The organism is Sulfuricaulis sp. (assembly GCF_024653915.1).
Classification (GTDB): Bacteria; Pseudomonadota; Gammaproteobacteria; order Acidiferrobacterales; family Sulfurifustaceae; genus Sulfuricaulis.
Window position 1 is genome coordinate 81,662 of the sequence record NZ_JANLGY010000003.1, and the last position, 12,732, is coordinate 94,393.

Genomic DNA, 12,732 nt, shown 5'->3' on the forward strand with positions numbered 1-12,732 from the left:
CAGTAGACAGCGTCTATCCTGAGTAATGAGGGGATTTTTTCAAAACGAATATTAGGCTATACTAATACGGCTAAATTCTGGGTTCCGCCGTTCGGCGGGTAGAAACTTCAACATACCAAACGTGAGTAAAGGTAAATCATGACTGATCGTGCATTCTGGAAATCTTTTTCGGGCCTGATCGCCGCCCTGGTGGCGTTGACGGTCGTTATTTTTATTCTTGCGCAGATGGTTGGCGGCAGGCCGGCTAAGCCGGTTGAAGCCACGGCCGATGCCAAGGCCGTCGCCGAGCGTATCAAGCCGGTGGGTGAGTTGACCGTTGGTACGGCGCCGACGGAAAAAGTTGCCAGCTCTTCGAATCGGGTGATGGACGCCATCATTCCTTCCGCGAATGCGGCAGGTGCGGAGGACAAGGGCAAGAAAATCTATGATGCTTCCTGCATGGCATGCCATGCGGCCGGTGTTGCCGGCGCGCCGAAGCTGGGTGACAAGGCGAATTGGGGCCCACGCATTGCACAGGGTGCCGACACGCTGCACACACATGCCATCAAGGGCTACCAGGGCAAAGCCGGCATGATGCCTCCCAAGGGTGGCAACATGAGCCTCAAGGACGAAGACGTGAAGGCGGCCGTGGACTACATGGTTGGCGCAGCGAAGTAATATTCGTATTTAGTGTTTGTAAAAAGATGTTTGTAAAAAGCGGCCGCAAGGCCGCTTTTTTGTTTAGGTGAGTGCTGCGCCGCGATCCAGGCAGCGATACTGCACCGCCTCCGCCAGGTGCGCCGGACGTATGGCGTTTTCTTGTGCCAGATCGGCGATGGTGCGCGCAACTTTCAATACACGATGATACGCGCGCGCTGAAAGTCCGAGCCGGTCGATGGCCTGTTCGAGCAATTGCCGACCTGATTTATCCACCTGACAGACGTTTTCGATCTGCTGATTATTGAGCTGGGCGTTGTAGCAACCGCTGCGATTACGTTGGCGTTCACGCGCCTTCTCCACTCTTGGCCTGACTGCTTCCGAGGATTCGCCATTGTGCGATGTCTGATCCAGCAACACCTTGCGCGGAACTGCCGGAACTTCCACGTGCATGTCGATGCGATCCAGCAAGGGTCCGGAAAGGCGCGCACGGTAATTCAGAATTTTATCTGGCGAGCAACGACAGCGTCCGGAAGCATCACCGTAGTAACCGCAGGGACAGGGATTCATGGCCGCCACCAGTTGAAACCGCGCCGGGAATTCCGCCTGACGCGCCGCGCGCGAAATCGTGATGCAACCCGATTCCAGCGGTTCGCGCAGCACTTCGAGCACGTGGCGGTCGAATTCCGGCAGTTCGTCCAGAAACAGAACGCCATGATGCGCCAGCGAAATCTCGCCCGGACGCGGTAGGCTGCTGCCGCCGACCAGAGCCACGGCGGAGGCGGTGTGATGCGGCGCGCGAAACGGACGCTGTTTCCAGTGTTTGAGGGAGAACGGTTTGTGCAATGACTGGATGGCGGCGGCCTCGAGCGCCTCGTCGTCTTCGAGAGTCGGCAGGATTCCGGGCAGGCGTGAGGCCAGCATGGTTTTGCCTGCCCCCGGCGGGCCGATCATGAGCAGGCTGTGCCCGCCGGCGGCGGCAATCTCCAGCGCGCGTCGGGCTTGGTGCTGTCCCCTGACATCGCGCAAATTCGGCACGCCGGATTCCTCCCGTACAGGCAGCACCGGCTCGTGTCGCGCCAGGAATCTCTCGCTGTTGAAATGGGCGGTGACTTCAAGCAGATGTTTCGCGCCGCGAATGTCTGCCCCGTTGGCCAGTGCCGCCTCCGGGGCGTTGGGTTCCGGCAGGATCAGCGCCCGGTTGATGCGGCGTGTTTCCAGTGCCACGGACAACGCGCCGAGCACCGGTCGCAGCTGCCCCGTCAGTGCCAGCTCACCAATCAGTTCATATTTCTCAAGATCCCGGTTCGATATCTGACCCGAAGCGGCGAGGATGCCGATGGCAATGGGGAGATCGAAACGCCCGCCTTCCTTGGGCAGATCGGCCGGCGCTAGGTTGACGGTGATGCGCCGCGCCGGAAATTCAAAACGTGCATTCTGCAATGCCGCGCGCACGCGGTCTTTGCTTTCCTTCACCGCCGCCTCCGGCAGACCGACGATGGAAAGGCTCGGCAGGCCGTTGGCCAGGTGCACCTCGACCGTGACCGGCGGTGCCTCTAGCCCGATTTGGGCGCGGCTGTGGACGACGGCAAGCGACATGCGTGTTCTCGATAATTGCAGTTAAAAGGGGAAGAATTATAAAAATCGTTTTTTATATTTCTTTAAACCAGTCTATTTTTTCTTCAGTTTTTCTTCCAGCTCGGTGATACGCTTTTCCAGCTCTTGCAGACGCGCACGGGTGCGCGCCAATACTGCCTCCTGCACTTCGAGTTCCTCGCGGCTGACCAGATTCATGCGGTCGAAAACTCCCTGCATGGCCGCGCGCACATTTTTTTCGAAACCCTTCGGGCCTTCCGGCAGGACGCGGGTTATTGCCGAGACGAACTGGTCGATGATTTTGGTGTCGATCATGGTGCGGAATTATAAGGCTCTCCGACATAGTTCTGATGCACTCAAATAGTGCATCGCATGAAAATTGACTTCTATATTGGTGCATAAACCACCCTGCTCTTTACTCAAATATCAGTTAACTCACTGTTATTTAAATAGAAAACACTATGGCACAGAAACTGCTTTTAAGCCCACGTCATTTGGGGAAACGTGTGGGTAGTTTCTATTTTTAACATCCGGCAGCGGTGTGGATACCGTGAGCCGTTACTTGAGGAGATAAACATGAATTTCCGTAAAACAATTCTGGCAGTCAGCCTGTCCGCTTGCGCCGCCGCCGCGGTCGCGGCCGAGAAAGTACCGACACTGGGTGAAGTGCTTAAGGCGTCGGGTATTACCGTCAATGGTTACGTGGACTTTTCGCACAACAATCTGTCCACCGATGTCGGCTCAAACACCTACCGTGTATTCGACACCGAGAACCGCGGTTTCAATCTGCAGATGCTGGACCTGTCGATAGGCTATTTGCCGGCCAGCGGCTTCGGCGGCTTTGCCCAGCTTAACGCCGGGTCGGATGCGCGCGCGATTGCCTCGTCCGGGACCAGCAACGCTGACGATTTCGAGGTGCAGGAGGCTTACATGCAGTACGCCAACGGTGGCCTCAGCGTGATTGCCGGTAAATTCGCCACGCTCGCGGGCGCGGAACTGATCGAGAGCCCGAGTAACACCAACTTTTCGCGTTCGATCTTGTTCGGTTATGCGATTCCCTTTACCCATACCGGCATGCGCGCCACCTATGCTGTCACCGACGCGTTCAAAGTGATCGCCGGCATCAATAACGGTTGGGACGTCATGCGCGAAACACAGCAAACCGCGGCGGCCGATGGCCAGCGTGCCATGAGCAAGACTGTTGAACTCGGCGTCATCGCTGCGCCGGCCAAGATGCTGTCCTTGGCAGCTTCTTATTACACAGGCAAGGAATCGACCGGTACCACCACACCGGCTGACCGCAACGTGCTTGACGTAGTGGCCACCATCACCGCGACGGATGCCTTGAGCTTCGTGCTCAATTATGACAAGGGTGAGCAGGAACAAGTTGCTGGGACCAACGCCAAGTGGGACGGTCTTGCTGGCTACGTGAACTACTCGTTGAGCGATCAGTATCGTCTGTCGCTGCGCACCGAGTCGTTCAAGGACAAGCAGGGCTATCGCACGGGCACCACGCAGAAGCTAAAGGAAACCACGCTGACGCTGGCGTATATGCCGGCGAAAAACGTCGAGATGCGTGCCGAGTATCGCAAGGACAAGTCTGACCAGAGCGTGTTCACGGAGGACGGTCAGTTGAAGAAGAGCCAGGATTCTCTGGGTCTTCAGGCCATCTACAAGTTCTAGTTTTAGTCACGGTGACCGGGGCGGAAAATGCCGCCCCGGGAGCCCGAGAGGAGACAACATGAAACTCGTTACTGCCATTATCAAACCTTTCAAGCTCGACGACGTCCGCGATGCGCTCGCGGAAGTCGGGGTGCAGGGCATTACCGTCACCGAGGTCAAGGGCTTCGGCCGGCAGAAGGGCCACACTGAGCTTTACCGTGGCGCTGAATATGTCGTGGATTTTCTGCCGAAGGTGAAAATTGAAGTCGCGATCGATGCCAAGCAGCTCGACCGGGTGGTCGAGGCGATCACCAAGTCGGCACGCACCGACAAGATCGGCGACGGCAAAATTTTTGTCTATGACCTCGAACAGGTCGTTCGTATCCGCACCGGTGAATCCGGCAAAGATGCGCTTTGATACAGGAGAAAATATCCATGTTTACGCATTCTGATCTGAAAAAGCTGCTCGGCATTCTGGGCGTTGTGTTGTTGACGGCCTTGCCCATGCTGGCCTTCGGCGAGGAAGCACCGTCTCCGGCGGTGGCGGCGATTGCGGCTCCCGCCCCGGCAGCGCCAACCCTCAACTCTGGTGACACTGCCTGGATGCTGACGTCCACCGCGCTGGTACTGTTCATGACCATCCCGGGTTTGGCGCTGTTTTACGCCGGCATGGTGCGGTCCAAGAACGTGCTGTCAGTGATGATGCAGTGCTTTGCGATCACGGCGCTGGTTACCGTGTTATGGGCGCTGTACGGCTACAGTATGGCATTTTCGACTGCCGGCATGGCCAAAGGCGTGACTAATTTTGCGTCGTTCTACGGTGGGTTCGACAAGGCTTTCCTTAAGAGCCTGAAAGTTGACAGTCTGCAAGGGACCATCCCGGAATCGGTGTTCATGACGTTCCAAATGACCTTTGCCATCATCACCCCGGCGCTGATTGTCGGCGCCTTCGCCGAGCGCATGAAGTTTTCGGCGCTGATGCTGTTCATGGGGCTGTGGTTCACGGTCGTCTACACCGCCATGACGCACATGGTGTGGAGCGGTGACGGCGGTTTCTTGTGGGACATGGGCGTACTCGATTTTGCGGGCGGGACCGTGGTGCACATCAACGCCGGTATTGCCGGTCTGGTGGCGGCGCTGGTGCTCGGGCCGCGCAAGGGCTATCCCAAGGTCGCGATGATGCCGCATAACCTCGGTTACACCCTGATGGGTGCCTCGATGCTGTGGTTTGGCTGGTTCGGCTTCAACGCCGGCAGCGCGGTCGCGGCCAACGGCTCGGCTGGCATGGCCATGGCAGTGACGCAGATCGCCACGGCCGGCGCGGCGCTGGCCTGGATGTTCGCGGAGTGGATCAGTCACGGCAAGCCATCCGTCCTCGGCATCGCCTCCGGCGCGGTCGCAGGACTGGTCGCGATCACCCCGGCGTCCGGCTTTGTCGGCCCCATGGGGGCGCTGATCATCGGCCTGGTGGCGGGCGTGGGCTGCTTCATTGCCTCAGCCAAAATCAAGCGCGCACTGGGATACGACGATTCGCTCGATGTCTTCGGTGTGCATGCCGTGGGCGGCATCATCGGTGCCATCCTGACGGGTGTCTTTGCCACCAGCATGGACGGGTTGAAGACCGATCTGGCCATGGGCGCGCAGGTTTGGATACAGATCAAGAGCGTGCTGATTACCATCGGCTTCGTGGCCGTGGCGAGTTATATCATTCTCAAGATCGTGGATATGATTGTCGGCCTGCGCGTAAGCGAGGAGCAGGAAGTCGAAGGCCTCGATATTGCGTCGCACGACGAGCGCGGATACAACCTGTAAATCTTTCCTGGGTAGTTATATTGACGGGCGCCTCGGGCGCCCGTTTTTTTTTACAAAGTAACGGCTGCCCGGGTCGGCAGGTGGATGGGCTTGCCGTTGAGCAGCATCTGACCCTGCCGGAGGGTCAGGGTCAATTTATAGGCTCCATTTTCCTCTACAAGACTGCGCGTGAATTCGTTACGTGCGAGGTACTGGGGAAATACCTGGTCGACGATTGCCGCCATTTTAGCCGGATCGAGTTTGGCGATTTCCTGCTCGTTCAGCGAACCGTTTCGGTAGTGGGTTTCAATGTCCCGTCGAATCTGGGGAGCAAGCATTTGTTTCACCACCGGTGACGGGATGGAAACCTCCACGTCGCCCACCAGCGATGTCAGCAGCTTCATGGGATTTTGGGTGAGGTTGGTCTTGCGTCCGTCGAGCACGAACTTGGCTCGACCGCTGATCTCGCCGTCCCGGGTTTTGAAACTCAGGCGCGTGATTTCCAGCTCCGGTGCTTTTTTGGAGAGCGAGCCAATCAGTTCCAGCCCTTTGCCTGCCAGCATCATGGCGGCCTGCGGTGGTGGCAGATTCCCGCGGTAGAGACCGTCCATTTCGTTCTTGAATTTCACCAGCGCGGCGGCATCGAGATGGCGCAATTCCATGACCAGCTGGCCGGGCCCGAAACGTTCGTCCCCCGCGCGTATTTCACCGATCTGATAACGGATGATCAGGGTAACGTTCTCGCCCACGGGCTGCGCCGAGGTGGATATTTCCAGACCTTTCAGACTGACGCGCTCGGTGGCGCCGCCAAATTCAATCTGCCCGATGGTTAGCGCGCCATCGCCGAAGAAATAACCCGCCGTTCCCTCATGCATGTCGGAATGCAGCACTGCTTTGGACAAAGAGAACTCACCCTGTTTCCCCGGCGTGGCCAAGGCCAATGCCGGCATTCGCACATCGAGACGGATTTTTTTCCATTCACGATCGAACGTCATATCAGCGTCCATGCCGCGCCAGTCGATGATTTGACCCTGTGCGCCGGCTTTTTTGACGGGGGATAGCTCGGCGTGCACGCTGCTGGCGCCGTTGAAATGAAAGGTGGTAGTAGCGGTCAGTGGCGGCAGGGTGAAAGTATCCTTATTGCCGGGGGGATCAAGCTGGATTTGACTGGTGATATGCGCCTGTGCAGGGAGCCATTTTCCCTCCAGCACCCGGTCCAGCGGGAGTGGTCCGTGACTGATGTGATGACGCGCAACGATTTCGAAGGAGGCTTCCGGGCGACGGATGACGCTCTCGGCGGTGGAACTCAGCCAGCCGCGCTCGTAGTTTTTGCCCGTGAATTGCAGCCCGCTGCTGCGCGACAACTGGTCGAGCATAGCCGCGTAGGTTTTTTCAGTCTCCAGCCCAAACCAGAAGGGCAGCGCCAGGGCAATCAGCACCAGCGTCGCCGCGATGCTTAGAACGGTGGCGAGAACAATTTTCTTCATCGGTGAGCCTTCTGGCCATGGCAGTCAGTGCATGGCGGTACGGGCGCCCTCACGAGACTGAGACGGTCTGGCAGCGTCAGAATTTTTTGTGGGTGCCGTCGCAGCGGGGTTTATTGGCGGAGTGCTTGCAACCGCACAAGGCAATCTTGGTGGGCTCGGTCAACTCCAGTTTGACCGGTTCGAAGCCGCTGCCCTTGTGCGATCCGTCGCAAAAAGGCTGGGTTTTCGACTTGCCGCAGGCGCACCACCAGTAGGTGCCGGGCTTGAGGTCGAGCACGTAAGGGCCCTTCTGCGCGATATTAGGTTCCATGGTAATCCTGTTCCGGGTGGAATGAATATTTTTTGGGGATGTGTCTGCGGGTGTGTTTATACGCCGAACGGTGTTTGGGTTCAATTCCAGAGTGGGCGGATTATTTTTTTGCTATTCAGCGTGTCCGCAGGAATTCAGGACTGGCGAAAGCCGCGGCGTGAATGTCGTGATTGTAATAACGCGTGGCAAAGGTTTTCGTGGCGGAGGCCTTGGCGCGGAATGTCGTCACCGATTCGCTCTTGCTCGCCATCGTGGCGCTCCACCAGCCGGAGGGATAAGTGCACTGAGGAAAGAACAGCGTGGCGACATCGCGGAAACCCGCGGCCTTGAAAGATTTTTGCACGGAGCGAATCAGCTCGGCGTGAAACAGCGGCGATTCGCTCTGGCCGACCACCACGCCCTGTGGCCGCAGCGCCCGGAAACAGTTTTTATAAAAGGCCTCGGAGAAAAGGCCCGCCGCCGGGCCCACCGGGTCGGTCGAGTCAATGATGATGACGTCGTAGGTTCCGGGTTTGGCTTCCGCCACCCATTTAATTCCATCTGCGAAGTGCAGTTTCGCGCGCGGATCGTTATTGGATTCACACAACTCGGGAAAGAATTTTTCCGACACGCGCGTAACACGTTCGTCGAGCTCTACCTGTTCGACCAGTTCCACGGATTTATGCTTCAGGACTTCGTGCAGCGTGCCGCAATCGCCGCCGCCGATGACCAGCACCTGCTTCGGATCGGGATGGGTGAACAGCGCCGGGTGCGACATCATCTCGTGGTACACGAAGTTGTCGCGGTCGGTGACCATCACCAGCCCATCGAGCGTCATGAGCGTGCCGAAGGTTTCGGTTTCGTAAATCTCGATGCGCTGGTAGGGCGACTTCTCGTCGTGGACCTTGTCCTTGATCTTGAGCGAGATGGCCGAGCCCTGTCCGGCCCATTCTTCGGTGTACCAGGTTTTGTCGAGCGCCATGTTTTTTTGTGATAGGTGAGTGAGAAGTCATGCGATTTTATACGCCGCACGCGTGGCCGGCTACTTGATACTTGCGAACCGCTACTTGATACTTCATTCCATGATCGACTGGTCCATCCAAAAAGCGCGCGACACCTATAACATCGCCCACTGGAGCGGCGGCTACTTCGACATCAACGCCAAGGGCCACCTCGTGTGCCGCCCGGACGCCCGCGCCGAGCATCCCGGTATCGATATGTTCGAACTTTCCCGCGAGATCAAGGCCGCGGGTTTGTCGCTGCCGGTGCTGGTACGCTTCTCCGACATCCTGCGCCACCGCGTCGAGACCCTGTGCCGCGCCTTCGACCGCGCCATGAAGGCTGATGGTTATAGCGGCCATTACACCTCGGTTTACCCCATCAAGGTCAACCAGCAGAAAAGCGTGGTCGAGAAAATCCTCGCGCGCGACGACGGCCGCGTCGGGCTCGAGGCCGGGTCCAAACCCGAGCTGCTGGCGGTACTGGCGCTGTCGCGCCAGGACGGCGGCGTGGTGGTGTGCAACGGCTATAAGGACCGCGAATACATTCGTCTCGCGCTGATCGGCAAGGAGCTGGGGCATCGTGTGTACATCGTCGTCGAGAAGCCCACGGAGCTTGAGCTGGTCATCAAGGAATCCAGCGCGTTGGGCATCACGCCACTGATCGGCCTACGCATGCGCTTGGCGTCGATCGGCGCCGGCAAGTGGCAGAACACCGGTGGCGACAAATCCAAATTTGGTCTCTCTGCCAGCCAAGTGCTGGACGCGATCGCGCGTCTGCGCGCAACCAAGCTGTTGCCCAGCTTGCAAATGATGCACTTCCACATGGGCTCGCAGATCGCCAACATCCAGGACATCCAACTCGGCATGCGCGAGGCAGCGCGCTACTACGCCGAATTCCGCGCCAACGGCGCCGACATCAAGGTGCTCAACGTCGGTGGCGGGCTCGGTGTGGACTACGAAGGCACGCGCTCGCGCAGCTTCTGCTCCATGAACTACTCGGTCGATGAGTACGCCCACAACATCGTGCATGCCATTACCGAAATCTGCGCCGAAAAGAAACTACCGCATCCCGACATCGTGACCGAATCTGGCCGCGCCATGACCGCGCACCACGCCGTGCTCATCACGAATGTCGTGGACACCGAATCCGCCCCGGGCGCGGATTCGGTACCGAAGGCGACCGACAGCGAACCCGCGATCATCCGCGACCTGTGGCAGACGCTCGCCACACTATCAGACCGCTCCGTGGTCGAGGCCTATCACGACGCCGCTTACCGCCTGACCGAGGCCCAGGGCATGTTCAGCCACGGGGTGCTGACACTGGCGCAGCGCGCCCGCGCCGAGCAGATTTACTTCGCCATCTGCTGGAAGGTACGCGAGCTGCTGCAGCCGGGCAGCCGCACGCATCGCGAGATACTGGATGAACTGAATGAAAAACTGGCGGACAAGTATTTCTGCAATTTCTCACTGTTCCAGTCCATGCCCGACCACTGGGCCATCGACCAGATTTTTCCGGTGGTGCCGCTGAATCGCCTGAACGAGCCACCCACGCGCCGCGGCGTGATGCAGGACATCACCTGCGATTCCGACGGCAGCATCGACCTGTATGTGGACGGCGAAGGTATCGACTCCACGCTGCCGCTGCACCCGCTGCGTGAGAATGAGCCTTATCTGCTCGGGATTTTTCTGATCGGCGCCTATCAGGAGATTCTTGGTGACATGCACAATCTGTTCGGCGACACCGATTCGATTCACGTCGAACTGAAGCCCGACGGCGGCCATCAATTGTCACAAGCGCAGCAAGGCGACACTGTGGATTCAGTGTTGCGTTATGTGCACTTCAACGCCGACGATCTGCTCGCGGCCTACCGCGCGAAGATCGAACGCGCGAAATCACTCAGCGCGCAAAACCGCGAGACCTATCTTGCTGAGTTGTCGGAAGGGTTGAAGGGGTATACCTATTTAGAGGATTAGTGATTTACAAACCACTAATGAGAGAAAATTTATATTTCAAGACTTGACTCTATTTCTCTTGACCCAAAAGGTTCCTCACCAGGAATGGGCGGCCATACGCCACGCGATTCAAACGGGTACCTTCACTGGTATACTGCCGGTCAATAATGGTGAGCATGAAGCGCAAGCTATGGCCCCCCATGCAATTTAATCAGCACGGAATCCGGCGGTTATATACGAGATGTTCCCACAGATGTGTCCCTCTTTTTAAACGGGGACACATCTATAACCGACAATGCGAGTTATCGCTTCCTGCGCTAGGATGCCGTGAAACATGACGCTACCAAAGCCTCGACTATCTGCATGGAAGAAAATCATGATTTTGAGGGCCGCGATATGAAAACCATAAAAATTACAAAGTCACTGTTACGTGTGGCGCAGTCTATTGTTTTTATATTAACGCTGGGAGCCACGCTAAGCGCCTGTTCTTCCATGACCTGGAAGGAAGAAGTGCTACTTCACGACGGCAATAAAATCATCGTCACCCGCACGAATACTTACGATCCCAAAGGCCTCCGTGAACTTGGACAACCCGATCCGCTGAAGGAGTCCACGCTCACGTTTACGGTTCCGGGGACGAAACAGACTGTGACGTGGAAGAGTGATTTTGGAAGGGCGTATCAAGACAATCTTGTTTTGTACATGATCGATATCCTGAACAACATACCGTACATAGTCACTACACCCGGCGGCTGTATGGCGTATAACAAATGGGGCCGACCGAACCCACCTTATGTATTCTTTAAATACGAAAATGAATGGAAGCGTATTCTTCTGGAGCAATTCCCAGCAGAGTTTAAAGAATTAAATGTGATTCTGGCTCCAGATTCCAATGAACATAAAAAGAGAAAAATCCAGAACATGATCGCACAGGATGGTTTTGTCTCGGTTGAAAATATCAAGAAGTTGAATAGGGATTCGGGGAGCCGAGCTCTTACTCGTGCAGAAGTTACTACAGCTAAGACGACTTGTCCGAAAATGATGTACTACAAGGATGCATGGATCAGCTCAGAAGGTGATTTTGGAAGAAAGTTTGTGGATTCAATTTCGAAATAATTTGGTAATTGTTTACGCACATTAAGGAATCAAAACATGGCCTCTACTCACGAATACGCATTAATGGCTGGCGCAGCTTATATTTCGACTCGTGATGACATTAACAAGATTCCTGTTCCCCTTGGTTGGGAGGAAGTTCTGGGCTCCTATGCGAATTTAACCTCCTCCGGCTTCGAAGCCATCTCCTTCCGACGTGGCAACGAAATTGTTATTTCCTTCGCTGGCACAGATTTCACTAGTATCTCCGACTGGCTGAACGGCAACATCCCATTAGTCACGGGCCTCCCATCTGAGGGGAATAAGAGGGTCAGGTCTTGAATTATAAGATTGTCCTTGTGCTGGCGTGCCAATGAATCAGGCCTTATCCGTTCCTCTTCGCCGCTTCATTTTTATATGACTACCCTGCACGAAACCGGCGCGTTATTTCGCCTGCTTCAGGCGCGCGAGTAACTGCGTCTTCATCGTATCGGGCATGCCGAGAAAATTGGTCTCTACCATACCGAGCAAGGCCTGCTTGTTTTCCTTGTCCCAGCCGCGAAACTCGGCGGCCATGATTTCCACGTATTCGCTGCGCTGCGCTTCAGGCATCTTCGCGAACGTGACGCGCGCCTCGTCGAGATTTTTCTGCATGTCGCGCATCGGTTCCAGCATCATGCGCAGCATCCCGCCGGTCATGGGCGAGTCAGAGGCCTGCTGCAGCACTTTCTTTAGTTCTCCCGGTTTGCACTGGGGCGCGGCCGAGGGCATCGCGGTCGACATGCGTTCCAGCAGCGTGGCCAACTCATCGACTTCAACATGGGTCAGTGGCTCGCCCTCCTGCATGGCCTGCATGGTTTTCGTCATGTCCGGCATGGCGCCCGGAGACTCGCGGCCTTCCTTGTCCTGAACGTCGGCGCCGTGCTGGGCCTGTTCTTTTGCCATCATCGCCTGAGCCTGCGCCATCTGGTCTTTCATCATCCCTTCCATGCCCGGCGGAATCGCCATGCCGCCGCCCATACCGGGCATGGAGGGGAGCGCGCCTTTGGCCGCGCCGGCAACACCCGAGCGAGGCATCTTGCCTCCACCCGGTATCGATCGAAGGCCGGGCATTGCCCCGCGTCCGCCCAACATGCCGGCTAACCCGCCCGCGCCGGGGCCGGCGATCGGCAAGCCGCACGGTCCGGCGCTCGCGAGCATTTTGTCAATCTGTCCTTCGACGAAG

General features: G+C 57.1%; 12 protein-coding genes and 1 pseudogene. 7 read left to right on the forward strand and 6 right to left on the reverse strand.

Annotated elements, in window-relative coordinates:
* Nucleotides 1–138: 138 nt before the first annotated feature.
* Nucleotides 139–657 (forward strand): c-type cytochrome, encoded by a 519-nt coding sequence (locus NUV55_RS01030; protein WP_296669598.1) that lies wholly within the window; start codon nucleotides 139–141, stop codon nucleotides 655–657.
* A gap of 63 nt (nucleotides 658–720) precedes the next feature.
* Here the strand turns inward: NUV55_RS01030 and NUV55_RS01035 are convergent, their stop codons facing one another.
* Nucleotides 721–2,235 carry a YifB family Mg chelatase-like AAA ATPase gene (locus NUV55_RS01035; RefSeq protein WP_296669599.1) on the reverse strand — a complete coding sequence of 505 codons (1,515 nt, stop codon included), beginning with the start codon at nucleotides 2,233–2,235 and terminating at the stop codon, nucleotides 721–723.
* A gap of 72 nt (nucleotides 2,236–2,307) precedes the next feature.
* Nucleotides 2,308–2,547 carry an accessory factor UbiK family protein gene (locus NUV55_RS01040; RefSeq protein ID WP_296669601.1) on the reverse strand — a complete coding sequence of 80 codons (240 nt, stop codon included), beginning with the start codon at nucleotides 2,545–2,547 and terminating at the stop codon, nucleotides 2,308–2,310.
* Nucleotides 2,548–2,808: 261 nt separating this feature from the next.
* Between NUV55_RS01040 and NUV55_RS01045 the strand changes: the two genes are divergently transcribed.
* Genes NUV55_RS01045 through NUV55_RS01055 form a run of 3 tightly spaced genes read left to right on the forward strand, consistent with a single transcriptional unit; the run spans nucleotide 2,809 to nucleotide 5,706 of the window.
* On the forward strand, nucleotides 2,809–3,915 hold the full coding sequence (locus NUV55_RS01045) for a DUF3138 family protein (protein WP_296669603.1): 1,107 nt from the start codon (nucleotides 2,809–2,811) through the stop codon (nucleotides 3,913–3,915).
* Between the two features lie 58 nt (nucleotides 3,916–3,973).
* On the forward strand, nucleotides 3,974–4,312 hold the full coding sequence (gene glnK / locus NUV55_RS01050; protein ID WP_296669605.1) for a P-II family nitrogen regulator: 339 nt from the start codon (nucleotides 3,974–3,976) through the stop codon (nucleotides 4,310–4,312).
* A 17-nt stretch (nucleotides 4,313–4,329) separates the two neighbouring features.
* A complete protein-coding gene (locus tag NUV55_RS01055) occupies nucleotides 4,330–5,706 on the forward strand; it encodes an ammonium transporter (protein ID WP_296669607.1) in 1,377 nt (458 codons plus the stop codon).
* A 50-nt stretch (nucleotides 5,707–5,756) separates the two neighbouring features.
* Here the strand turns inward: NUV55_RS01055 and NUV55_RS01060 are convergent, their stop codons facing one another.
* From NUV55_RS01060 to speE, 3 genes are all read right to left on the reverse strand, one after another.
* Nucleotides 5,757–7,172: a YdgA family protein gene (locus NUV55_RS01060; RefSeq protein ID WP_296669609.1), complete on the reverse strand. Its 1,416-nt coding sequence runs from the start codon at nucleotides 7,170–7,172 to the stop codon at nucleotides 5,757–5,759.
* 76 nt (nucleotides 7,173–7,248) lie between these two features.
* A complete protein-coding gene (locus tag NUV55_RS01065; protein ID WP_296669611.1) occupies nucleotides 7,249–7,482 on the reverse strand; it encodes a CDGSH iron-sulfur domain-containing protein in 234 nt (77 codons plus the stop codon).
* Between the two features lie 115 nt (nucleotides 7,483–7,597).
* Nucleotides 7,598–8,443, reverse strand: a complete 846-nt coding sequence (speE, locus tag NUV55_RS01070) for a polyamine aminopropyltransferase (protein ID WP_296669613.1) — start codon at nucleotides 8,441–8,443, stop codon at nucleotides 7,598–7,600.
* A 100-nt stretch (nucleotides 8,444–8,543) separates the two neighbouring features.
* Here speE and speA point away from each other — a divergent pair, with 100 nt between their 5' ends.
* The 3 genes from speA (at nucleotide 8,544) to NUV55_RS01085 (ending at nucleotide 11,849) form a co-directional block, all read left to right on the forward strand.
* Nucleotides 8,544–10,436, forward strand: a complete 1,893-nt coding sequence (gene speA / locus NUV55_RS01075) for a biosynthetic arginine decarboxylase (protein ID WP_296669615.1) — start codon at nucleotides 8,544–8,546, stop codon at nucleotides 10,434–10,436.
* 306 nt (nucleotides 10,437–10,742) lie between these two features.
* Nucleotides 10,743–11,531 carry a hypothetical protein gene (locus NUV55_RS01080; protein WP_296669616.1) on the forward strand — a complete coding sequence of 263 codons (789 nt, stop codon included), beginning with the start codon at nucleotides 10,743–10,745 and terminating at the stop codon, nucleotides 11,529–11,531.
* 36 nt (nucleotides 11,532–11,567) lie between these two features.
* Nucleotides 11,568–11,849: a hypothetical protein gene (locus NUV55_RS01085; protein ID WP_296669618.1), complete on the forward strand. Its 282-nt coding sequence runs from the start codon at nucleotides 11,568–11,570 to the stop codon at nucleotides 11,847–11,849.
* Nucleotides 11,850–11,951: 102 nt separating this feature from the next.
* On the opposite strand, the pseudogene NUV55_RS01090 reads toward NUV55_RS01085, so the two are convergent.
* Nucleotides 11,952–12,732: pseudogene (locus NUV55_RS01090) on the reverse strand (hypothetical protein); the annotation flags it as partial.

Coding starts and splice junctions, on each gene's coding strand:
- NUV55_RS01085 (WP_296669618.1), top strand. CDS start 11,568: ATGGCCTCTACTCACGAATACGCATTAATGGCTGGCGCAGCTTATATT.
- NUV55_RS01045 (WP_296669603.1), top strand. CDS start 2,809: ATGAATTTCCGTAAAACAATTCTGGCAGTCAGCCTGTCCGCTTGCGCC.
- NUV55_RS01065 (WP_296669611.1), bottom strand. CDS start 7,482: ATGGAACCTAATATCGCGCAGAAGGGCCCTTACGTGCTCGACCTCAAG.
- NUV55_RS01030 (WP_296669598.1), top strand. CDS start 139: ATGACTGATCGTGCATTCTGGAAATCTTTTTCGGGCCTGATCGCCGCC.
- NUV55_RS01035 (WP_296669599.1), bottom strand. CDS start 2,235: ATGTCGCTTGCCGTCGTCCACAGCCGCGCCCAAATCGGGCTAGAGGCA.
- NUV55_RS01060 (WP_296669609.1), bottom strand. CDS start 7,172: ATGAAGAAAATTGTTCTCGCCACCGTTCTAAGCATCGCGGCGACGCTG.
- speE (WP_296669613.1), bottom strand. CDS start 8,443: ATGGCGCTCGACAAAACCTGGTACACCGAAGAATGGGCCGGACAGGGC.
- NUV55_RS01040 (WP_296669601.1), bottom strand. CDS start 2,547: ATGATCGACACCAAAATCATCGACCAGTTCGTCTCGGCAATAACCCGC.
- speA (WP_296669615.1), top strand. CDS start 8,544: ATGATCGACTGGTCCATCCAAAAAGCGCGCGACACCTATAACATCGCC.
- NUV55_RS01055 (WP_296669607.1), top strand. CDS start 4,330: ATGTTTACGCATTCTGATCTGAAAAAGCTGCTCGGCATTCTGGGCGTT.
- glnK (WP_296669605.1), top strand. CDS start 3,974: ATGAAACTCGTTACTGCCATTATCAAACCTTTCAAGCTCGACGACGTC.